This is a genomic window from Rhodococcus sp. NPDC059234 (assembly GCF_042754225.1).
Taxonomy (GTDB): Bacteria; Actinomycetota; Actinomycetes; order Mycobacteriales; family Mycobacteriaceae; genus Rhodococcus_G.
Genome location: NZ_JBHZAH010000046.1, coordinates 1 through 22141 on the forward strand (window position 1 = coordinate 1; position 22141 = coordinate 22141).

20 protein-coding genes are annotated in these 22141 nt (G+C 69.9%); 9 read left to right on the plus strand and 11 right to left on the minus strand.

Going from position 1 to position 22141, the window contains the following annotated elements:
• Window positions 1–40: 40 nt before the first annotated feature.
• Complete coding sequence (locus ACFXGJ_RS12140) at window positions 41–595, minus strand: nuclear transport factor 2 family protein (RefSeq protein WP_378619585.1); 555 nt, start codon at window positions 593–595, stop codon at window positions 41–43.
• Between the two features lie 125 nt (window positions 596–720).
• A complete protein-coding gene (locus ACFXGJ_RS12145) occupies window positions 721–1851 on the minus strand; it encodes a PucR family transcriptional regulator (protein ID WP_378619665.1) in 1131 nt (376 codons plus the stop codon).
• 338 nt (window positions 1852–2189) lie between these two features.
• On the opposite strand from ACFXGJ_RS12145, the gene ACFXGJ_RS12150 reads away from it, so the two are divergent.
• A complete protein-coding gene (locus ACFXGJ_RS12150; RefSeq protein WP_378619668.1) occupies window positions 2190–3806 on the plus strand; it encodes an AMP-binding protein in 1617 nt (538 codons plus the stop codon).
• Window positions 3807–3893: 87 nt separating this feature from the next.
• Complete coding sequence (locus ACFXGJ_RS12155) at window positions 3894–5432, plus strand: acyl-CoA synthetase (RefSeq protein ID WP_378619588.1); 1539 nt, start codon at window positions 3894–3896, stop codon at window positions 5430–5432.
• 34 nt (window positions 5433–5466) lie between these two features.
• Here the strand turns inward: ACFXGJ_RS12155 and ACFXGJ_RS12160 are convergent, their stop codons facing one another.
• Window positions 5467–6660 carry a PucR family transcriptional regulator gene (locus ACFXGJ_RS12160; protein ID WP_378619591.1) on the minus strand — a complete coding sequence of 398 codons (1194 nt, stop codon included), beginning with the start codon at window positions 6658–6660 and terminating at the stop codon, window positions 5467–5469.
• A 177-nt stretch (window positions 6661–6837) separates the two neighbouring features.
• Here ACFXGJ_RS12160 and ACFXGJ_RS12165 point away from each other — a divergent pair, with 177 nt between their 5' ends.
• The gene (locus ACFXGJ_RS12165) at window positions 6838–8556 is read left to right on the plus strand and encodes an aldehyde dehydrogenase family protein (protein ID WP_378619594.1); all 1719 of its coding nucleotides are present in this window, start codon (window positions 6838–6840) and stop codon (window positions 8554–8556) included.
• 56 nt (window positions 8557–8612) lie between these two features.
• Entirely contained in the window at window positions 8613–10202 is a 1590-nt protein-coding gene (locus ACFXGJ_RS12170; protein ID WP_378619669.1) for a GMC family oxidoreductase, read from the plus strand.
• Window positions 10203–10226: 24 nt separating this feature from the next.
• On the opposite strand, the gene ACFXGJ_RS12175 is transcribed toward ACFXGJ_RS12170, so the two are convergent.
• The 6 genes from ACFXGJ_RS12175 to ACFXGJ_RS12200 all read right to left on the minus strand — a co-directional run bounded on the left by ACFXGJ_RS12175 (window position 10227) and on the right by ACFXGJ_RS12200 (window position 16776).
• The gene (locus ACFXGJ_RS12175; RefSeq protein ID WP_378619596.1) at window positions 10227–11378 is read right to left on the minus strand and encodes an acyl-CoA dehydrogenase family protein; all 1152 of its coding nucleotides are present in this window, start codon (window positions 11376–11378) and stop codon (window positions 10227–10229) included.
• Window positions 11379–11555: 177 nt separating this feature from the next.
• Entirely contained in the window at window positions 11556–12557 is a 1002-nt protein-coding gene (locus ACFXGJ_RS12180; protein WP_378619599.1) for an NAD(P)H-dependent flavin oxidoreductase, read from the minus strand.
• 126 nt (window positions 12558–12683) lie between these two features.
• The gene (locus tag ACFXGJ_RS12185; protein WP_378619602.1) at window positions 12684–13445 is read right to left on the minus strand and encodes a 3-hydroxyacyl-CoA dehydrogenase; all 762 of its coding nucleotides are present in this window, start codon (window positions 13443–13445) and stop codon (window positions 12684–12686) included.
• 30 nt (window positions 13446–13475) lie between these two features.
• A complete protein-coding gene (locus ACFXGJ_RS12190; RefSeq protein ID WP_378619605.1) occupies window positions 13476–14669 on the minus strand; it encodes a thiolase family protein in 1194 nt (397 codons plus the stop codon).
• Between the two features lie 204 nt (window positions 14670–14873).
• Window positions 14874–15542 carry a TetR/AcrR family transcriptional regulator gene (locus ACFXGJ_RS12195; RefSeq protein ID WP_378619608.1) on the minus strand — a complete coding sequence of 223 codons (669 nt, stop codon included), beginning with the start codon at window positions 15540–15542 and terminating at the stop codon, window positions 14874–14876.
• Window positions 15543–15756: 214 nt separating this feature from the next.
• Entirely contained in the window at window positions 15757–16776 is a 1020-nt protein-coding gene (locus ACFXGJ_RS12200) for a zinc-dependent alcohol dehydrogenase family protein (protein ID WP_378619610.1), read from the minus strand.
• 250 nt (window positions 16777–17026) lie between these two features.
• On the opposite strand from ACFXGJ_RS12200, the gene ACFXGJ_RS12205 reads away from it, so the two are divergent.
• From ACFXGJ_RS12205 to ACFXGJ_RS12220, 4 genes are all read left to right on the plus strand, one after another.
• Window positions 17027–17662, plus strand: coding sequence for an ArsR/SmtB family transcription factor (locus ACFXGJ_RS12205; RefSeq protein ID WP_378619613.1), 636 nt, complete (start codon window positions 17027–17029; stop codon window positions 17660–17662).
• Window positions 17663–17664: 2 nt separating this feature from the next.
• On the plus strand, window positions 17665–18399 hold the full coding sequence (locus ACFXGJ_RS12210) for an SRPBCC domain-containing protein (protein WP_378619616.1): 735 nt from the start codon (window positions 17665–17667) through the stop codon (window positions 18397–18399).
• A 117-nt stretch (window positions 18400–18516) separates the two neighbouring features.
• A complete protein-coding gene (locus ACFXGJ_RS12215; protein ID WP_378619619.1) occupies window positions 18517–19089 on the plus strand; it encodes a dihydrofolate reductase family protein in 573 nt (190 codons plus the stop codon).
• Between the two features lie 302 nt (window positions 19090–19391).
• The gene (locus ACFXGJ_RS12220; RefSeq protein WP_378619622.1) at window positions 19392–19973 is read left to right on the plus strand and encodes a TetR/AcrR family transcriptional regulator; all 582 of its coding nucleotides are present in this window, start codon (window positions 19392–19394) and stop codon (window positions 19971–19973) included.
• Between the two features lie 15 nt (window positions 19974–19988).
• Here ACFXGJ_RS12220 and ACFXGJ_RS12225 read toward each other — a convergent pair whose 3' ends face one another.
• Both ACFXGJ_RS12225 and ACFXGJ_RS12230 read right to left on the minus strand, forming a co-directional pair.
• Window positions 19989–20333, minus strand: coding sequence for a DUF4259 domain-containing protein (locus ACFXGJ_RS12225; protein WP_378619624.1), 345 nt, complete (start codon window positions 20331–20333; stop codon window positions 19989–19991).
• Between the two features lie 120 nt (window positions 20334–20453).
• On the minus strand, window positions 20454–20924 hold the full coding sequence (locus tag ACFXGJ_RS12230; protein WP_378619627.1) for a MarR family winged helix-turn-helix transcriptional regulator: 471 nt from the start codon (window positions 20922–20924) through the stop codon (window positions 20454–20456).
• A 79-nt stretch (window positions 20925–21003) separates the two neighbouring features.
• Between ACFXGJ_RS12230 and ACFXGJ_RS12235 the strand changes: the two genes are divergently transcribed.
• Window positions 21004–22137 (plus strand): epoxide hydrolase family protein, encoded by a 1134-nt coding sequence (locus ACFXGJ_RS12235; protein WP_378619630.1) that lies wholly within the window; start codon window positions 21004–21006, stop codon window positions 22135–22137.
• The last annotated feature ends 4 nt before the right edge of the window (window positions 22138–22141 follow it).

Here is a 22141-nt window from a genome sequence, read left to right on the forward strand (position 1 = left end):
CGTTCGGGGTGAACGGCCGGCCGCATCGTCGCCACCGCGATCAGGTCGCGGGCGTGTGGACCATGTCGATGTACTCCTGCGGAAGCTCGTCGAACGACAGCTTGGTGATGCTGCTCGGACCCGAGTGGTACGAGTCCTCGCCCTGGATGAGCCCGTTCTCGTCCACCGGCCACAGGATCAGCTGCCGGAACACGATGAGGTAGTCGGCGGACTCGTCGTCGACCGGGATCCCGATCTGCGCCGCGTACGACCCTGGGTAGATCTGCTTGAGGAACCCCTCCGTGACCAGGCAGTCGTCGTCGACGACGAGCCGGTCGAGGGTGTACTCGAGGATGTTCGAGCGCGACTCGACGAACGCCGCGTAGTACGCCCGCACGCCCTCGGTCCCCTTGGGTCCGACGTCCTGGCCGGCGTTCCAGAAGTGGTAGTCGGGCTTGGGACTCAGCGTCGCCATCAGCCCGTCGAGGTCCGGCTCGGCCTCCGCCTTCATATGCGTGATCACGGCGTTGAGCACCACCCGCTGACGCTCGCTGGTGGTGACGGCGAGACGCTGCTCGAGGGGCGCCCATGTGCGGGTCGGGTCGATGACGGCCATGTCCGGTGTCCTGTCTGCAAAGGGAATCGAGGTCCCCCAAATGGTGACCCAGGACACACCGCCGTCTCGACCGACAAGCGTCGACGATTCCCGCGGATTCTCCCGCCGCGCGTCGGGCGCACGCCTCACCCCTGCGGCCCGAAGACCTCGGACGCCGCCAGCTCCGTCGACGTCAACGCCATCCGGCGGATCATCAGCACCAGCGTCGCGATGAACCGGTCGACGGATTCCTCGAGGTTCCAGCCCATCTCGGCCTCGAGGTGCGCGAGCCGAGCCGCGACGGTGCTGTGATGCACGTGCAGTTCGGCCGCGGTCCGACGCAGCGACCCGAACACGCAGAAGGCCTCGAGCGTCGCGACCGCCTGCTGGCCGGTGGCGGACGTCGCCAACGCGTTGAGCCGGGCGACATCCGGATCGTTGAGCAACCGCTCGAGCGGGAGCTCGGCCAGCAGGTGGAGCGAACTCAACGGGGCGTACGCGACCGCCCGGCGGCCGTAGAGCGTGGACGAGGCGAAGCGGAGCGCGCGCCGCGCCTGCTTCCACGACGCGGGCGCCGCGTAGACGCTCATGCGCTCGCCGATCCCCACCCACGGCCCTCGATCGGCGCCGAGCGTCGCCGGCGACGGGTACCGGGCGACGATCGCCTCGTGCAGGTCCGTGGCCAGAACGCGACTGTCCGCAGCATCCTGCAGCAGCACCGCGGTCAGATTCCCCGCCGCGACCGAGCGGACCAGCCGCCCCGGGCAGGTCTGCGCGATCAGTTCCATCGCGGGACCGCTCGACGCCGCCGACACGGCGAGCACCCGAACGTGCTGGGCCGGATCGAGCCCCAGCAGCTGCACCGCACGCAGCCGGTCCTCGCGCCGCTCCTTGTCCGAGAGCACGACCTCGAGCAGCGCGGGATCGCCCATCTGCGAACCCGTCCGCACCCCCGCCGACTGGGCGGCCGCGACCCGCAGGGTGTGCCTCAGCCGGTCCAGCAGGACCGAGTCCAGCGGGCGCTCCGCACCGCCCCGCTCCAGCCAGACCTCGGGATCGGAGCCGGCCGACGGCCCGGGACGCGACTCGTCGAGCGGTGCGCCCAGCGCGTCGTACCGGATGACCGAGCCGGCCGCCCATCGCGCACCGACCGGGCACTCGGCGAGCAGGGCCGCCGACCGGACGATCGTGTCCGCGTTCGCCGCGGACTCGCCCAACGCGTCGAAGTACGAGATGATCCGCAGCACCGACACCGAGTCCGACCCCAGTCCGGACATCCTCAGCTGCTCGATGCTCAATGCTCGTCCACCGTTTCGTCGTGTGCGGTTCGGCACCGGGCGCGCCGGTACCCGAAGGATGCCACGCCCCTCGGACGAACTATCTCACCAGCGAACCCTCCGGGAGGCCGCGTCCGGATACGTTTGTCGGACACCGCACTCCGAAGTCTCGACGCGTGTCGGGTGCGTCACGCCCTCCTCCGGGAGCAGGATTCGACGACAACCCCCGAGGAGACACCGTGACCGACACCGCACCCCCGAGCGCCGACTCCGAGATCCCCCGGCTGACACCCGATGTCGTGGCGGCACGCCGCCTGACGTTCGCGGACGTGCTGCTGATGCGTGCCGAGGACGACCGTCCCGGGTTGCTGTTCGAGGACGAACGGTGGACGTGGCGGGAGGTGGTCCGCGAGTGCAACGCCCGGGCGTCGGCGCTGTCCGCGCTGCGTCGGCCCGGCAGACAGCTTCACGTCGGGGTGCTGCTCGAGAACGTTCCCGAGTACATCTTCTTGATCGGGGCCGCGGCACTGTCCGGGGCGACCCTGATCGGCATCAATCCGACGCGCCGGGGTGCGGAACTGGCCGCCGACATCCGCGGCGTCGACTGCGACCTCGTCCTCACCGATCCGCAGCAACGCCCGCTGCTCGACGGACTCGACACCGGCGTGGACGCGGAGCGGATCCTCTCGGTGGAGGATCCGGCATGGACCACGAAAGTGGCAGCAGCGCTGGATGATCCGATTACCGTCGCACCCGCGGCGAAGGATCCGTCGACCCGTCTGCTGCTGACGTTCACCTCCGGATCCACCGGCGCACCGAAGGCGGTGATCTGCACGACCGGCCGGCTCGCCGCGCTCGGCGCGATCAACCACAGTTCGCTGACCCGTGCGGACGTGACCTACAACGCCATGCCGCTGTTCCACGGCAACGCGATCATGGCCTGCTGGGCGCCCTCGGTGTTCACCGGCGCCACCTTCACCATGCAGCGTCGGTTCTCGGTCTCCGGGTTCCTGCCCGACGTCCGGCGGTTCGGGGTGACGTTCTTCAACTACGTCGGCCGGTCGCTGGCCTACCTGCTCAGTGCGCCCGAGTCGCCCCTGGAGCGAGACACCCGGCTGCGCACGGTGTTCGGCACCGAGGCCGCGCCGCGCGACCGGGACGAGTTCGAGCGACGATTCGGCGTCCGGCCGGTCGAGAGCTACGGCTCGAGCGAGGGCGCGGTGATCATCAGCCTGACCCCCGACTCGCCCCCGCACGCGCTCGGCCGGGCACCGGAGTTCATGGGCGTCGAGATCCACGACGAGAGCGGACGCGAATGCCCGCGCGCCGTGTTCGACGGCAGCGGCGCGCTCGTCAACGCGGGCGAGGCGATCGGCGAGATCGTGAACACCACCGGCGCCGCCATGTTCGAGGGGTACTACAACAACCCGGAGGCCACCGCCGAGCGGATCGACGGGGCGGCCTATCGCACCGGGGACCTCGGCTACCGGGACGAGGAGGGCTTCTTCTACTTCGCGGGCCGGTCGGGCGACCGGATCCGGGTCGACAGCGAGAACTTCTCCGCCGCACCGGTGGAACGGATCTTGGCCCGCTTCCCCGGCATCCGCCTGGTGGCGGTGTACCCGGTGCCCGACCCGCGCACCGGCGACCGGGTGATGGCCACCATCCAGATGGACGAGGGGGCGGCCTTCGATCCGGTCGCCTTCGGTCGGTTCCTCGCCGAACAACCCGATCTCGGCGTCAAGTGGGCGCCGCGGATCGTCCGCATCACCGAGACCCTGCCGGTGACCGCCACCCGCAAGATCGACAAGCCGGCGTTGCGCCGTGACTCCTGGCTGACCCCGGACCCGATCTATCTCGGCGACGCGAAGTCGACCGAGTACGTCCTCGCCGACGCCGAGGCGATCTCGACGTTGCGGGCCGAGTACGAACGCTTCGGCCGGCGACCGGACTGACCGGCCCACGCCGCGTGACGCGGGCCACAATCGGCGCCGAAAAGCAACCCCTACCGCAATAGTTGGACGTCCGATAACCTGACGTCCATGAGTCAGGATCCGCGCACCAACACCGTCGACGGAGTGCTCCGCCGCTCGGCCGCCAAGTACCCCGCCCGCACCGCGCTGACCTTCGACGGTCGCGACTGGACCTACCAGCGACTCGACGACGCGGTCACCCGCGCCGCCGGGCACCTGCTGTCGCTGGGGCTCGGGGCGGGCGACCGCGTCGCCGCGTACGGCACCAACTCCGACGCCTACGTGATCGGCTTCCTCGCCTGTGCCCGCGCGGGTTTGGTGCACGTGCCGGTGAACTACGCCCTCAAGGGCGAGGAGCTGAGCTACCTGGTCTCGCAGTCGGGGGCGCGGGCGGTGCTGGTCGATCCGGCGCTCGCGGGCACCCTGGATTCGGTGCTGCCCGACCTCACCGTCGAGCACGTGCTGCCCCTGCGCGACGCGGACCGTTCGCTGGTCGAGGTCGCGGCGGCCGGCCCCATTCCCGCGCTGGCGTCCGCACCCTCCTCGACCGACCTGGCACAGCTGCTGTACACCTCGGGCACCACCTCGAAGCCCAAGGGCGCGATGATGACCCACGGCGCACTCGTGCACGAGTACGTCTCCTCGGTGATCGCCCTGGGACTGGCCGCCGAGGACAACCCGCTGGTCTGCATGCCGCTGTACCACTCCGCGGGCATGCACGTGTTCACGCTCCCCTACCTCTCCGTTGGCGCGACAGTGAATCTGATGGCGACGCCGGACGTCCCGGAGATCCTGCGCCGCGTCGAGGCGGAACGGATCGGCTCGCTGTTCCTCGCACCGACCGTGTGGGTACCGCTGGCGAACCACCCCGACCTCGAGACCCGCGACCTGTCGTCACTGAAGAAGGCGCAGTACGGCGCGTCCATCATGCCGGTCACCGTGCTCAACCGACTGCGCGAGCGCTACCCGGATCTCGGCTTCTACAACTGCTTCGGGCAGTCCGAGATGGGTCCGCTCGCGACGGTGCTGCAGCCGGAGGAGCACGAGGCCCGGCCGTCCTCCTGTGGGCGCGCGGTGTACTTCGTCGAGACCCGGGTCGTCGACGCCGAGGGCAACGACGTGCCCGACGGCGAGCCCGGCGAGGTGCTCTACCGGTCGCCACAGCTGTGCCAGGGCTACTGGGAGAACCCCGAGGCGACGGCGGAGGCGTTCCGCGACGGCTGGTTCCACTCCGGCGACCTCGTCACCCGCGACGCCGAGGGTTTCATCACCGTCGTCGACCGCATCAAGGACGTCATCAACACCGGCGGCATCCTGGTCGCGGCGCGCGAGGTCGAGGACGCCGTCTACACGCACCCGGCGGTCGCCGAGGTCGCGGTGATCGGCACCCCGGACGAGAAGTGGATCGAGGCGATCACCGCGGTCGTCGTGCTGCGCGAGGACCACGACCCGGTGACGGCCGAGGCGCTGATCGGGTACGTGAAGGAGCGGATCGCGCCGTTCAAGGTGCCCAAGCAGATTCGGTTCGTGGAGGCGCTGCCGCGCAACCAGAGCGGCAAGCTCCTCAAGCGCGAGCTGCGGGCCGAGCAACCGGCGGCACGCGGGTAACCGCGGCCGTGTCGCCCCGCCGCCGCTGCCGCGGTCAGTCCCGGCCGGCCCCGAGCAGCCGGTGGGCGCACAGGCCGACATAGAGCTCGGCCGCGTGGACCGGGTCGGCGAAGTCGCGTCCGGTCAGCTCCTGGATCCGGCGCAACCGGTAGAGCACCGTGTTGCGGTGGTAGTGCAGCGTCGCGGCCGCCGCGGTGGTCGAACCACGGGCGGCAAACCAGGCTTCGAGCGTCGCGAGCAGGCTGTCCCGGTCGGCGGACGGCAGCGCCAGCACCGGCCCGAGGACCTGTCGCGCGGCGAGCTGACCCGCATCGGGCTGTCGAATCATCAACAGCGGCACCGGGACCGAGTCGTATCGCGTCGCCGCCGCCGTGCCGTCGAGCACGCAGCGGCGGGCCTGCCGGGCCTGGTCCACGGCTTCGCCGATTTCTCCCGGCCTGCCGAAGTCCAGGCTCACGCCGACCCGCCCCGCGCCGACCCGGCCGAGCGCGCGGACGCCCGCGTCGAGCGCGGCCGCGGTCCCGGCCCACAACAGCCCGATGCGGCCGTCGACCTCGGTGTCCCACACCGAGTCCACACCGGCCGCACGCAGCTCGGACTGCATCGACTCCGCCGACGGACACGACGGCGCGTCCTCGATGGACACCACCGCGAACGCGGCCCGGTCCGGAATCCGGAACGCGCGCACCGCATCCGCGGCGCCGGGCGGGTTGGCACCGTGATCGGCGAACAGCGTCCGGACCAGCAGGCGCCGCGCCTCCGCGTCCTCCCGCGCGCGCAGGTCGGCCGCCACCCGGTAGGCGTCGGACGCGGCGTCGGAGTAGACGTCGACCAGCGCCCACACCTGGGCGGCCATGTCCAGCAGCCACCGGCTCGCGCGACCGTCCGAGCGAGCCATCAGCTCTTCCCAGATCAGCCGGCCACCGAGCCGGAAGGCGTGCAGCAGCGCGGCCAGCGACACCCCCTGCTCTGCCTTCATGCGCCCCGCGTCTCGGGCGGACTCCAACCGGACCGGCGCGGTGCCGTCGAGGTTCGCGAGCATCGACGACAGGTTGTCCCGGCACGCGGACCGCAGTTGCTCCGGCGTCAACAGCGAGGCGTCGGCATAGTCCTGCTCGGCGGAGACGATGCGCGCGACCAGTTCGTCGGTGAGCTCGTCGACCGACGCGCGCATGTCGCGCAGCAGATCGGCGGGCGTGGGAGACGCGATGTCGGGACTGACGACCATTCACCCAGGGTAACCGCCCGGAAGTAATCCACGCCATACCGCTTTGTGCGACCGCACAAGCCGCTCGTCCACATCGGCGCCCCCCGCCCATGGCGCACGACCCCAGGATGCGACGAGGATCACAGTAGAAGATCCGAGAGACCGGTTCGCCGGGCTCGTACCGAACGGAGTTGCGCGGTGTCCGACCACGACCACACCACGACCCACCCGGCTGTCGATCAGGCGCTGGCCGACCTCACCGAGGGAGAGAAGGTCTGGGCCGGCCTGTCCCTGGGCGCGCGCCGCCAACTGCTCGACAGGGTTCGCGACCTCACGGCGGCGCACGCGGCCGAATGGGTGGCCGCGGCGGTGGCGACCAAGCGGCTCGACTCCGACTCCCCGCTGGTCGGCGAGGAATGGATGTCCGGGCCGTACGCGATGACCACCGCCGCGACCGCACTGTCGGCCAGCCTCGCGAAGCTCGAATCCGGCACCAGCCCGCTGGCCGACGCCACCTTCGGCACCGCGCCCGGCGGCCGCACCACCGTGCGGGCCCTGCCGATGAACGTCTTCGACAAGCTGCTGCTGAACGGATTCAGCGCCGACGTGTGGCTCGCGCCCGGCGTCGATCGTGCGACGGCACAGCGCGAGGCGGGCCTCGCCCAGCTCGATCCGACCCGGACGAACGGCGTCGGCGTCGTCCTGGGCGCCGGCAACATCACCTCCATCGCCCCGCTCGACACGCTGTACGAACTGTTCGCGCACAACCGCGTGGTCGCCCTCAAGCTCAACCCGATCATGGACTTGATGCTGCCGGTGTTCGCCAAGGTGCTCGGGCCGTTCATCGAGGTCGGCGCGGTCCGGCTGCTGACCGGCGGCGCGGACGTGGGCGCCTACCTCACCCGGCATCGACTCGTCGACCACGTGCACATGACGGGCAGCGCCCTCACTCACGACGCGATCGTCTTCGGCACCGGGGAGGACGGTGCGCGCCGCAAGGCGGCCGGCGAGCCGCTCCTCGACAAGGGGATGACCAGCGAACTCGGCGGGGTGTCGCCGACCATCGTGCTGCCCGGCAAGTGGAGCCGCGCCGACATCGAGTTCCAGGCCGAGCACATCGCGACTCAACGCCTGCACAACGGCGGCTACAACTGCATCGCCGCGCAGGTGGTCGTGCTGTCCTCGCAGTGGGAGCAGCGCGACGAGTTCGTCGCCGCGTTGCGGGCGGCTGTCGACCGCGCCCCCGCCCGCCCGGCCTACTACCCGGGCAGCGACGACCGGGTCGCTTCGGCCGCGCAGTCGTACCCGAACGCCGAGCGGCTGGGCGAGCGCGGCGGCCGGGTCCTGGTGTCCGGTCTGCAACCGGACCAGTTCGCCCCGCTGCTGCAGACCGAGTACTTCGGACCGGTGCTGGGCGTGATCGAACTGCCGCACGACGGCGCGGAGTTCGCCGCCCGCGCGGCCGAGGCGGTCAACGAGCAGTTCGTCGGGACGCTCGGGGTCAACGTCATCGCCGAGCCCGGCACCATCGACGCGATGGGGACGCGTTTCGACGCCCTGCTCGAGTCCCTGCGGTACGGGACGATCGCGGTGAACGCGTGGACCGGGGTCGGTTTCCTCACCGCCGCCGCCACCTGGGGCGCGTTCCCCGGACACACGCTCGACGACGTGCAGAGCGGCATCGGCGTGGTGCACAACGCGCTGCTGATCGACCGGCCGGAGCGCACGGTGGTGCGCGGCCCGTTCCGGCCGTCCCCGCGCTCGCTGCTGCACGGCGAGAAGTCGATCTCCCCGAAGCCGCCGTGGTTCGTCACCAACAGGACCGCGGCCCGCACCGGGCGCCTGCTGACCGCGTTCGCCGGTGACCCGTCGTGGACCCGCCTGCCCGCGATCTTCGCCTCCGCGCTGCGCGGCTGACCCCAGCGGCGAGAAACTCCTCCCCCCAACTCTTCCCGATGTGGAGACGAACCATGATCGAAGAATCGTCAACGGTCGACTACGTCATCGTCGGCGCCGGATCGTCCGGCGCCGCACTGGCCGGTCGGCTCAGCGAGAACCCGCGCAACGCGGTGGTGCTGCTCGAGGCCGGCCCGAAGGACAAGGACAAGTTCGTCCACATCCCCGCGGCCTTCTCCAAGCTGTTCCGCAGCGAGCTCGACTGGGACTACCTGACCGAGCCGCAGCCGGGACTCGGCGGGCGCAGCATCTACTGGCCCCGTGGGAAGATGCTCGGCGGATCGTCGTCGATGAACGCCATGATGTGGGTGCGCGGCTTCGCCGCCGACTACGACGAGTGGGCCGAGCTCGCCGACGACTCCTGGTCCTTCGGCGAGGTGCTGGAGTACTTCCGCAGGATCGAGAACGTGGAGGGCGCCGCCACCGAGGACGCCGGCAGCACCGGCCCGCTGACGGTGAGCCGGCAACGCTCCCCCCGACCGCTGACCGGCGCCTACCTGGAGGCGGCACGCGAGACGGGATTCCTGGTCGAGCGCGCGAACACCGATCGGCCCGAGGGCTTCTCGCAGACGATGGTCACCCAGAAGCGCGGCGCCCGGTGGAGCACGTCCGACGCCTACCTCGCGCCCGCGCGCAAGCGCCCCAACCTGACGGTGCTCACCGAGGCCGCCGCGACCCGGGTGCTGTTCGAGGGATCGGCCGCTGTCGGGGTCGAGTACGTGCGGGGCGGCGTGCGCCACACGGTCCGCGCCCGCAAGGAGGTGGTCCTCGCCGGCGGCGCGATCAACACCCCGCAGCTGCTGATGCTGTCGGGGATCGGCGACGAGCAGCAGCTGCGTGCCCACGGCATCGAGGTGCGCCGCCACCTCCCGGAGGTCGGCCGCAACCTGTCCGATCACCTGGTGTCGATGCTCGGCTACCGCGTCGACTCGGACACGCTCCTCACCGCCGAGAAGCTCCCCGAGCTCGCCAACTACCTGGTCCGGCGCCGCGGAATGCTCACCTCGAACGTCGGGGAGGCATACGGATTCACGCGCAGCCGTGAGGAACTCGCGCTGCCCGACCTCGAGATGATCTTCGCGCCCGCCCCGTTCTTCGACGAGGGCCTGGTCCCCGCCACCGAGCACGCCGTGATCCTCGGAACGATCCTGCTCAAGCCCGAGAGCCGGGGCGAGATCACGCTCCGATCGGCGGATCACGCGGACAAGCCGATCATCGATCCGCGCTACCTCAGCGACCCCGCCGGCGTCGACCGCCGCGCGATGCTCGAGGGCCTGCGGGTGTGCGATGCGCTCGCATCGGCCCCGGCGCTGAAGTCACGGCTCGGCGAGATGGTCCGACCCGCCCTGACCTCTCGTCCGCCCCTGGAGGAGGTGCTGGCGGTCGCGCTCGAGCGCAATTCGCACACCCTCTATCACCCGACGGGAACCTGCCGCATGGGCAAGGACGCGGCGAGCGTCGTCGATCCCCAGCTGCGGGTGCGCGGGGTGGACCGGCTGCGGGTGGCGGACGCGTCGATCATGCCGACGATCATCCGCGGCCACACCCACGCGCCGTGCGTGGTGATCGGCGAGAAGGCGGCCGACCTGATCGAGACGTCGAACTGAGCGAACGACGCTGCCGCGCTGCGGTTACAGCGCCTTCGCGATGATGCCCTTCATCACCTCGTTGGCGCCCGCGTAGATCCGCTGCACCCGCGCGTCCTCGTACATCCGCGCGATGAGGTACTCGCGCATGTAGCCGTAGCCCCCGTGCACCTGCACGCACCGGTCGATCACCTCGCACTGCTTGTCGGTGAGCCAGTACTTGACCATCGCCGCCTCCGACGGGTCCAGCTCCCCGCGCAGGTGCGACTGGATGCAATGGTCGAGGAACACCTCGCAGGTGCGTGCGATCGTCTGGCACTCGGCCAGCTCGAACGCCGTGTTCTGGAACTCGAACAGGCTGTGGCCGAACGCCTGCCGCGACTTCGTGTAGGCGACCGTGTCGGCCACCGCCCGCTTCATCGCGCCCGACGCCTGCGCTCCGATGATGAGCCGCTCCTGGACGAGCTGCGCCATCAACTGCCCGAAGCCCTGCCCTTCGCCGTCACCGAGCAGGTTCGACACCGGTACCCGCACGTCGGTGAACGAGAGCTCCGAGGTGTCGGCGCCCTGCTGGCCCACCTTGTCCAGCACCCGCCCGACCGCGAAGCCCGGGCACTCCCGCAGGTCCACGATCAGCAGTGACACGCCCTTGGCGCCCGCCCTCGGGTCGGTCTTCACGGCGAGCACGATCATGTCGGCGGACGACCCGTTGGTGATGAACGTCTTGGACCCGTTGACCACGTACTCCTCGCCGTCACGGATCGCGGACGTCTTGATCGCCTTGAGGTCCGACCCGGCACCGGGCTCGGTCATCCCGATGGCACCGAGGATCTCGCCGGTCGCCATGCCCGGCAACCACGTTCGCTTCTGCTCCTCGGAGCCGTACTCGGCGATGTAGTGCGCGACGATGCCGGAGTGCACGGACACCCCGAACGAGAGGTCGCCCGCGTAACCCTGCGCCTCGAACACCGCCAGGTCGTGCGCGAACGTGCCGCCACCGCCGCCGTACTCCTCCGGGATCGAGCAGCACAGCAGCCCGAGCTCGCCGGCCTTGAGCCACACCTCGCGGTCGATGCGGTGCTGGGCGTCCCACTTCTCGTTGTGCGCGACCACCTCCCGCTCGAAGAACCCGGCGGCGAGCTCCGACACCGCCGCAACCTCGTCGTCGAACCAGGTCGGTACATGCTTGCTCGCCATGGTGATCCTCTTGTCGTGAATTGGTGGTCGCCCACGCACCGCCATCCGAGATTGCCTGCGGCCGTACGGGTCAGACGCGCACGAGACTTCCAAGTCGGCGCCTACCCTCGATATTATAGGACGTCCAAGTATTGGTCCAGGGGTCGAGAGACACCCGGACCGTGCCCTTCCACCGGATCAGACGTTGGCGGCGTGCGCTCCCCTGTCGCTGCCGAGCAGCCCGGCGAGCCGCTCGGAGATCAGCGACTCCGCATCGGCGACGATCCGCTCGACGAGTTCGCCCGCGGTCGGGATGTCGTGGATGATGCCCTGCACGGTGCCGACGGTCCAGATGCCGGCCTCCGTGTCGCCGTTCTCGTAGACGAGCCGACCGCGGGCCCCGGCGACCAGTTCGCGAACGTCCTCGAACCGCCCACCGCGGCCGAGGATCTCGACGACCTCGCGGCTGACGGTGTTGCTGGCCACCCGCGCCGTGTTGCGCAGCGGGCGGAAGATCAGCTCGGTTTCCGTCTCCTTCGCGGCGACGATCGCCTCCTTGACCGTGCGGTGAATCGGGGACTCCTCGGTGCACATGAAGCGGGTGCCCATGTTGATGCCGTCGGCACCGAGCGCGAGCGCGGCGACCAGGCCACGGCCGTCGCCGAAGCCGCCGGACGCGACCATCGGGATGGTGATCTGCTCGGCCGCGGCGGCGATGAGGACCAGTCCCGGAATGTCGTCCTCACCGGGATGTCCTGCGCATTCGAACCCGTCGATGCTGATGCCGTCCACACCGATGTCCTGGGCCTTGACGGCGTGCCGGACGCTGGTGCACTTGTGCAGCACCTTGACACCCGCGGCGTGGAAGTCGGGCAGGTGCGGCGCGGGATTGGAACCGGCGGTCTCGACGATCTTGACGCCGGACTCGATGATGACCTGCCGGTACTCGTCGTAGGGCGGCGGGGTGATCGCGGGCAGGATGGTCAGGTTCACGCCGAACGGCTGGTCGGTGAGCTCACGGGTGCGGGCGATCTCCTTGGCGAGATCGTCCGGAGTGGGCTGGGTGAGCGCGGTGATCATGCCGAGTGCGCCGGCATTGGCCACGGCGGCAACGAGTTCGGCGCGACCGACCCACTGCATGCCGCCCTGCACGATGGGGTGGCGGACGCCGAACGTCTCGGTGAAGGCAGTGGACAGCACGCAAGTCTCCTCGTGGTGGGATGTTCTCGGTCTGCGGTGCGATGGGCCGACGACGCTCAGCTCAATCGAGGACACCGTGCCGCACCACCGGGTGGCGCGGCACGGTGTCCTCGATCGTCGTTCGTGTCAGCGCGGGGCCATGCGGATCGCGCCGTCGAGGCGGATGGTCTCGCCGTTGAGCATCGGGTTCGAGACGATGTGCGCGGCGAGCGCGCCGTACTCGGCGGGGTCACCGAGGCGGCTCGGGTGCGGCACCTGCTGGCCGAGGGAGGCCTGCGCGGCCTCCGGCAGCCCGGCGAGCAGCGGGGTCTTGAACAGGCCCGGCGCGATGGTGACGACCCGGATCAGCAGCGACGCGAGGTCGCGGGCGATCGGCAGGGTCATGCCGACCACGCCACCCTTGGAGGCGGAGTAGGCAGCCTGGCCGATCTGGCCGTCGAACGCCGCGACCGAGGCGGTGTTGATGATGACGCCGCGCTCGCCGTCGACCGGCTCGGTCTTCGCGATCCGCTCGGCGGCCAGGCGCAGCACGTTGAAGGTGCCGACGAGGTTGATGTTGATCACGCGGTTGAAGTCCGCGAGCGGGAACGCGCCCTTCTTGCCGACGGTCTTGATGGCGTTGCCGATACCGGCGCAGTTCACCGTGACGCGCAGGGGGCCGAGGGACTCGGCGAGATCGAGGGCCGCGACGACGGACGCCTCATCGGTGACGTCACCTGCCGCGAAACGGACGCGGTCGCCGAGTTCCTTGGCGACGACCTCGCCGTTGGACGACGGCAGGTCGAGAATGACGACGCTGGCGCCGTCTGCGAGCAGGGCCTTGGTCGTGGCCAGGCCGAGGCCGGACGCGCCGCCGGTGACGAGGGCGACACTGTCGTTGATCTGCATGTGGGATTTCCTTTCGAATGGTGTTGTGGGTCAGAGACGTTCGATGATGGTGGCGTTGGCCATGCCCGCGCCCTCACACATGGTCTGCAGGCCGTACCGCCCACCGGTGGTCTCCAGGTGGTTGACCAGCGTGGTGAGCAGGCGAGTGCCGGACGAGCCGAGCGCGTGCCCGAGCGCGATGGCGCCACCCAGCGGGTTGAGCTTGGCCGGGTCGGCGTTGAATTCGTGCGCCCACGCGAGCGGCACCGGCGCGAACGCCTCGTTGACCTCGTAGGCGTCGATGTCGTCGATGCTCAGGCCGGCCTTCGCGAGCACCTTGCGGGTGGCCGGGATCGGGGCGGTGAGCATGAACATCGGGTCGTCGCCGGCGACGGAGAACGAGTGGAAGCGGGCGCGCGGAGTCAGGCCCAGCTTGGTGGCCATCTCCTCGCTCATGATCAGCACCGCGGACGCGCCGTCGGTCAGCGGCGACGAGTTGCCCGGGGTGATCTGCCACGGCGCGTCGGGGAAGCGCGCGGCGAACGTGTCGGTGCGGAACGAGGGCCGCAGACCCGACAGCCCCTCGGCGGTGGTCGACGCACGCACCGTCTCGTCGACGGTGTGCGCGACGGTGTCGCCGGCGGCGTTCACGACGTCGATCGGCACGATCTCCCGGTCGAACGCGCCGGCGGCGATCGCGGCGGCGGCGCGCTGGTGCGACTGCGCGGAGAATGCGTCGAGGGTGTCGCGGTCGAGCTTCCACCTCGCGGAGATCAGTTCGGCGGAGATGCCCTGGTGGACGAGGCCCTCCGGGTACCGGGCGGCGATGCCGGGACCGGCGGTGTCCTGGCCCATCGGCGAGGTGCCCATCGGGATGCGGCTCATCGACTCGACGCCGCAGGCGATCACCATGTCGTACGCGCCGGCGATGACGCCCTGCGCGGCGAAGTGCGCGGCCTGCTGGCTCGAGCCGCACTGCCGGTCGATGGTGGTCGCGGGCACCGAGTCCGGGAAGCCGGCCGACAGCAGCGCGGTGCGGGAGATGTTGAGGGCCTGCTCGCCGACCTGCTGAACGCAGCCCCCGATGACGTCGTCGACCTGGGCCGGGTCGATGCCGCTCCGGTCGACGATGGACCGGAGCACGTGCGCGAGCAGTTCCACGGGGTGGGTACCGGACAGGGCCCCGCCGGGCTTGCCCCTGCCGGACGCGATGCGGACGGCGTCGACGATGACGGCGTTGGTCATGTGATTCCCTTCGATTCGATCAGTGGTGGCCGGGCGTCAGCGGCCGGTCCTGGCCGAGTTCCTTTGCCGGACGCGGCTGTGATCGCCAGGCAGGTGCATGCCGACGCCGATCCTCGGCTTACTTAACGATCGCTAAATTGTGTAACACGCCGCACACCGAGGGGTCAACAGCTCAGCCGGTCCGGGCAGCGATTCCCAGCCGGCTCAGGACTTCCTGCGGCGCGGCGCCCGAATCGGCCGGACCGTCGCGCCGCAGCCCACAGCCTTCAGCGCGATGGCGACGTACTTGTTCGACACCGACTCCGGCGACAACTTGCCCTCGGCGTGGTACCAGCGCGGAATGGACTGACACATGCCCAGGACCGCACGCGTCGTCTCCGCCGCGTCGGTCGCCGAGAACACCCCGGCGCGATTGCCGTCCTTGACGATCGCCAGGACCAACTCTTCGATGTTCTTGCGTATCGCACTGTGGTGCTGCCGATTGTCGGCGCTGAGGTACCTGACCTCGCTCTCGAGCGCCACCATGCGCGCGCGATTCGTCAGCCGCAGCACGATGGAGTAGATGACGTTGGCCAGCCGCTGCACGGGGTCGTCACCGCCCGCGGCGTCGGCGGCGTCGGCCCTGGCCAGCACGTCCCGGGTGCTCAGTTCCAGCAACGCCAGCAGGAGCCCCTCTTTGTTCTCGTGGTGGTAGTAGAGCGCAGGGACCGTCACGCCGACGCGCTTGGCGATGTCACGCACCGATGCGCCGTGGAAGCCGTTCTCGTAGAAGGCGTCGAGAGCTGCCGACAGGATGGGTGTCAGTTCCAGCGGCCGGATCTCACGCCAGTCCGGCACCTCGGCTACGGACGCGTCCAACGCTGACGAGGTCATCTGCGCCTACCTATCGATCGCCTGGTCGCGCCAGCCTACCGCACCCGGAGCGCCCACCCACTTCGCGTTCACGGGGTCCCCGGAGTCGGAGGATGCCCACCCCGGGGGTGTCACCGAGCCCGGACTCGTTGCAGCGCAGCGGTCTAACGACGGGGGCGTACCCCGATCCGGCGCCGACTCGTCCTTTGCACGAGACCGAGGACCTATCCCCCTTCTACGGTTCGAACACCAGCAGCGGTTTGCCCCCGTGTGCGGGGGCCTCGGCCAGACAGACCGCTTCGCCGAACTTTTCGACGGGAACCGGCCGGCCCTCCGGCACCCGCAACGCGCCGCTGTCGGCGAGCTGAAGTGTCCGGTCGATCGTTGCGGCCATCCGGTCCTTCGCGGTCTCGGTGAACCAGCGGAGCAGCCAGAACCCCCGGACGGTCTTGGTTTCGTAGATCAGCGAGCGCGCGAAGACGGGGATGGTGAGCTTGTCGGGATCGGTTTGGCGGTGCGTGGACAGCGCACCGTAGACGACCAGTTCACCGTGCGGCGCCAGCGCGCGCGACACGTCCGCGCCGACCTGACCGCCGACACAGTCGATCGCCTTGGACACGCCGTCGCGGCCGACTGTGGCGGCCACCCGTTCGCGCAAGTCCTCGTCCTCCGTGCAGATCACCGCGGTGCCGCCCAACGCGAGGATGCCCTCGACGGCGGATCGCCGGCGGACCACGTTGAGGGTCTTGAAGCCGACGTGCGTGCCGAGCTGGATGACCGACTGTCCCACGGTTGATCCGGCCGCCGTCTGCAAGAGCCATTCACCCGGTCGAACATCGAGTTCGTCACCGGTCAGGATCACGGCGGTGAGCGGATTGCTGAGCATCTGGGCGGCCGTGGAATCGCTCATGCCGACGGGAACGGGCAGGACCCGCTCGGCATCGGCAACGACATACCCCTGCCACGTGCCCCTGACCCCGACCGTGATGACGCGTTGCCCGGCGGTCAGACCGTCTGTGCCGCTACCGAGTTCGTCGATCACACCGACGGACTCGATTCCGGGCACGGTGGGGAATTCCGGGGTGAACCCGTATCTGCCGCGGACGGTGTGCAGATCGCTGGCATGAACGGGTACCGCCGCGACCCGGATCCGGACCTGACCGGGGCCTGGCTCCGGAATGGGGCGGGTCTGCAGGTGCAGAACCTCGGACGGTTCGCCTACCTTGTCGGCGACAACAGACTGCATGGTTCTCATCGTTCCGACGCTCCTTCGGTCAGATCCGGATCCCACAGACGTTCGGCGGCCACAGCGCCAGCCCCTCGCCGCGACGGCGGAGACTCGGACAGCGCGACCCAATCCGGGTCCTACTAGCCGTTAATGCTGCCACCGCGGCGGGAGTGTCGGGGTACACCCTCGGTGCGGATCTCCTCGCGCTCCGAGCCTGCGACCAACCGACAACTATATCTGTCTTGACAAAAGTATTTGTCGGTAGGACCCTGACTGGGTGCTCGATGTAGCTGTGATCGAAGAACCCGCCGCGGCCGGGGCGTCCCTGGACCCCATCCGGTCCCGGATTCTCGGCGCGTTGGCCGAGCCGGGATCGGCCGCGATGCTGGCGGGCCGGCTGGGGTTGCCGCGACAGAAGATCAACTACCACCTGAAGGAGCTCGAGCGTCACGGGCTGGTCGAGCTGGTCGAGGAGCGACGCAAGGGCAACGTGACCGAGCGGGTCTACCGCGCCACGGCCGCGTCCTACGTCATCTCCCCCAGCGTGCTGGCCGCCGTCAGTCCGGACCCTTCCCGGTCTCCCGATCAACTCTCCGCGCGGTGGCTGCTGGCACTCGGATCCCGACTGGTGCAGGAGGTCGGGTCCCTGCTGACCGGCGCCACCCGGGCGAAGCGGCGGGTCGCGACCTTCGGCATCGACGCGCACGTGCGGTTCGCCTCCGCGGCCGACCGGGCGTCCTTCGCCGACGAACTGGCTCAGACGGTCGCGAGCCTGGTCAGCCGCTACCACGACGAATCCGCAACGGGCGGCCGCAGCCACCGCGTGATCGTCGGGCTCCATCAGATCCCCGACCCGCAACCCGGTCCCACCGCGGCGCGCGGGACCGAATCCGACGCAGAACAGGAGAACTGACGATGACGCACCGGTTCGAGATCGAACTGGAAGCCACCTTGGACGCGAGCCCGGAGCAGGTGTGGGAGGCGATCGCCACGGGGCCCGGGATCGACTCCTGGTTCATGGGGCGTAACGAGGTGGATCCGAAGGAGGGTGGGGTCGCTGCCATGGACACCGGCGGCAACCGCCAGGAGGCAACCGTCACCGCCTACGAGCCGGGTGAACGTTTCGCCACCCGGACCGCCCCGGCGGAGGACGGCCGGTTCATGGCCTTCGAGTACCTGATCGAGGGACGCGACGGGGGCAGCACCGTTCTGCGTGTCGTGCACAGCGGAATGCTCGGCGAGGACTGGCAGGACGAGTACGACGCCCTGCGCCGCGGCTGGCCGTTCCACCTGCACACCCTCGCCGAGTACCTGACGCACTTCCCGGGACGCTCCGCGGTGCCGGTCTTCGCTGCGGGGCAGGGGTCGTCAGGGCAGCAGGTCCGGGCCGCGCTCGTTCGCGGGCTGTCGCTGCCCACCCCGATTGTCTCGGGCGCGCCCGTGCGTGCTGAGCCCGCGAATCTGCCGCCGCTGGACGGTGCGGTCGTCTGGGCGGACGACGAGCGTTTCGCCATCCGCACCCACGACGGCCTCTACAGCTTCCATCACAGTCCCACCGGCCTGACGCTGATGTTCCATCACCTGTTCGGCCCACACGCCGACGGCGCCGAGACAGCCTGGCAGCAGTGGCTCACCGCGCTCATCGCCTGACATCCCTTGTAGCGCAACATCACTGAACGTTGCCCTGTCAGCCGAGCGTGGCCGATACGGCAAGGGAAACCGCAACAGAGAAGCCCTGACCGACCACCGACATCACAGGAGACCCACATGCGCACGCTGATCAGCACCGCCTTCATTTCCCTCGACGGGGTCGTGGAGGGACCCGGCGGTGAACCCGGCTACCGGAATTCGGGATGGACCTTCAAGGACATCGAATTCGTCCCCGAGGCTTACGAGATCAAGGGTCGGGAGCAGGACGAATCCACCGCGATCCTGATGGGTCGGGTCAGCTACGAGGCATTCAGTCCGGTGTGGCCGGACATGGAGGACTTCGCGGGTTACAAGGCGATGCCGAAGTACGTGGTCTCCACCACTCTCACCGACGACGATCTGGTCTCGAACTGGGGCGAGACGACCATCCTGCGGTCGATCGACGAGGTCGCCGAGCTGAAGGAGACCGACGGGGGCCCGATCATCGTGCACGGCAGCGCGTCGCTGAACCAGAGCCTGTCGGACGCCGGCCTGATCGACCGCTACATCCTGCTCGTCTTCCCGGTACTACTCGGCGAAGGCAAGCGCCTGTTCAGCGCCACCGACAAGGACGCCCAGAAGCTGAAGCTCGTCGAATACGAGGCGTACGCCAACGGCATCCAGAAGAACGTCTTCGACGTCGTCCGCTGAACGACGCGTTCCGCGCTCGCGCCGCCGCCACCCCTCCAACCCGACCACAGCGACCCAGGCTGGTTCACGGCCCTGGGGTGGCGGCGACACGGAGGATTCGGATGTCCTCGCGGCCTTCATGTTCGAGGCCGCTTTTCGGAATGTCCGACAGCGGCTGTGCGACGTCGTCGCCGCGCCCGCCTGGGCGAAGAACTCGACGACGTCCGGCGCGCTCACGGAGTGGTCCAGCAAGAGGATCACTACCCGCCGAGCGGACGGCTACGCTTTGCCGGGTTACCCCGATTCCCGTAGTGTCTGGACACGTGTCCACCAAAGCCAAGTTCGAGTCCACCCGCAGGCGACTGTCCGAGCAACAGGCCGAGACGGTCGACCGGCTGACGACGGCGGCGGTCGCGGTGCTGCGCACGCACGGATTCTCGGGCCTGACCGTGCGCTTGGTGGCCAGCGAGGCGGGCGTGGCCGCCGCGACCGCGTACACCTACTTCTCGTCCAAGAGCCACCTCGTCGCGGAGGTGTTCTGGCGGCGCCTGGACGCGATTCCACGGGAGACCCCCGAGGACGGCGACCCCGCGGACCGGGTCGCGACCGTGCTCCGCGAGGTCGCACTGCTCGTCTCGGACGAGCCGGAGCTCGCCGCGGCCGTCACCACCGCGATGATGGGGGACGACCCGGACGTCGAACACCTCCGGGTCCGGATCGGGCTGGACATCCGAGCCCGGTTGAACGAGGCGCTCGGCCCCCGGCAGGACCCCGACGTACTCGAGGCGCTCGAGATCGCCTGGTCGGGGGCGCTCGTGCGCGCGGGCATGGGCTACGAGTCCTACGCGCAGATCGCCGAGCGCCTCGACGTCACCGCCAGGCTGATCATGGCGGGACAGCGCTGACCGAATCGCCGGGCCTCAGCCCCGTTCGCGCAACGCCGCGAGCGAACGGGCCCGCTCGAAGGTGCCGACGAGCACCGCACGTCGCGCGACCTTGTAGTCGCCGTCGGGATCGAGGTCGTCGATGTACTCGTCCCAGACCCGCAGGTACCGGTCCCGCCAGTCGGTCAGCACCTCCACCGAGGGGAAGGTCGCACCGACCCGGCACGGCTCGACGATCTCGACCAGGATCTCGAGCCAAGCGGGCACCATCTCCCCACCCCACTCGTCCGGCTCCAGAGCCGAATCGCCAGGCGCGCCGTCGAACTGCGTCGCGATGTCCGCGATGATCCCGTCCGTCAGCGCACCCAATCCGTCCGCCACGGTGTCACTCTCGAAGTTCCCCGCGCCCCAGACACCCACAGCAATCCCCCCCGCGCCATCCACCGACATGCCGGCCGAGCCTACAACCCACTCCACCGTGCGACGACGGCCGGCGCGACGTCAGGCCCAGCCCTGCCCCCGCCGGTCGGCGTGATGCTCGACCACCCGCTCGACGAGCGCGATCAGCTGGGTTCGCTCGGCCGCGGCGAGCGGCTCGAGCAGATCGTCGCGCGCGGCCGACGCCAACAGCCGCAGCTGCGCCAGTCGCGCGGCCCCGTCGGGCGTGATGGTCACGACATTGCGCCGTCGATCCGCCGGATCCGGCTCCCGCGCAAGGCATCCCGCCTCCTCCAGATCACCGACGAGCGCGGCGACGTCGCTCCGGTCGAGGTGACAGTGCCGCCCGAGCGAGGCCTGACTGACCGGCCCGTACTCGTCCAGCGCCGCGAGCGTCGACAAGTGATGTCGGTGCGCGGCGCCGCTGGCCATCCGCTCGTTGAGCAGCCGTTGGGCGTACATGCCCGCCTGGCCGACGAGCCAGCTCGGGGAGCTGCGCAGTGCGGCCGGCGGGGTGTCGTCGGAGGGGTCCATGCGCCCATCCTAGTAATCGTTGGCAAGACCAACAAGTAGTGTTACCGTTGGCGACACCAACAAACCCTCGGAGGTTGCCGTGCCCGACACACGCATCGCCCCGTACCGCGTGGACATCGCGCAGTCCGCGATCGACGACCTGCACACCCGCCTGACCAACACCCGGTGGCCCGACGAGCTGGACGGTGCCGCATGGGATTACGGAATCCCGCTGGGCCGCATGCAGGAACTGGCCGAGCACTGGCGCAGCGGTTTCGACTGGCGCGCCCAGGAAGCCGCGATCAACGCGCACCCCCAGTTCGTGACCGAGATCGACGGTGCCACCGTGCATTTCCTGCACGTGCGCTCCCCCGAGCCCGACGCGACGCCGCTGATCCTCACGCACGGCTGGCCGGGCACGTTCGTCGAGTTCCTCGACGTCATCGGTCCACTGTCCGATCCCCGCGCGCACGGCGGCGACCCCGCCGACGCGTTCCACCTGGTGATCCCGTCCATCCCCGGATTCGGTCCGTCCGGCCCGACGCGCGAACGAGGCTGGGATGTCGCCCGCGTCGCGCGCGCCTTCGCCGAACTGATGCGCCGGCTCGGCTACGACCGGTACGGCGCGCAGGGCGGCGACTGGGGATCGGGGGTGTCCCGACTGCTCGCCGTCGAGGCACCGGACGCGGTGATCGGGGTGCACGTGAACTACCTGCCGCACGGCCCCGTCCCCCACGACGGGCTGCCCGAGGGCGACATCGCGCGGGTCGAGAGGATCCGGGAGTTCCTGGCCAACCCGCCCGGCTACATGCGGATGTCCGCGACCCGGCCGCAGACCATCGCCTACTCCCTGACCGACTCGCCGACCGGGCAGTTGGCCTGGATCGCGGACAGGACGCGGGAGTGGACGGACCCGGCCCACCCCCTCCCCGACGACACCCTGCTGACCAACGTGTCACTGCACTGGTTCTTCGGCACGGCCGGCTCGTCCGCCCGCCTGATCTTCGAGTCGGGCGGCCCGCGCGGCGGCGCCGGACCCACGGGCACCGCACCGCTCGGGATGGCCGTCTTCGCCCACGACATCGTCCGGCCGGTCCGCAGCGTCTCGGAGAAGGCGAACCCGACCCTGACGCACTGGAGCGAGTTCGAGGAGGGCGGGCACTTCGCGGCCCTGGAGGTGCCGGGGCTGTTGGTCGGCGACGTGCGGGCGTTCTTCCGAGGCCTTCGCGGGTAGGACC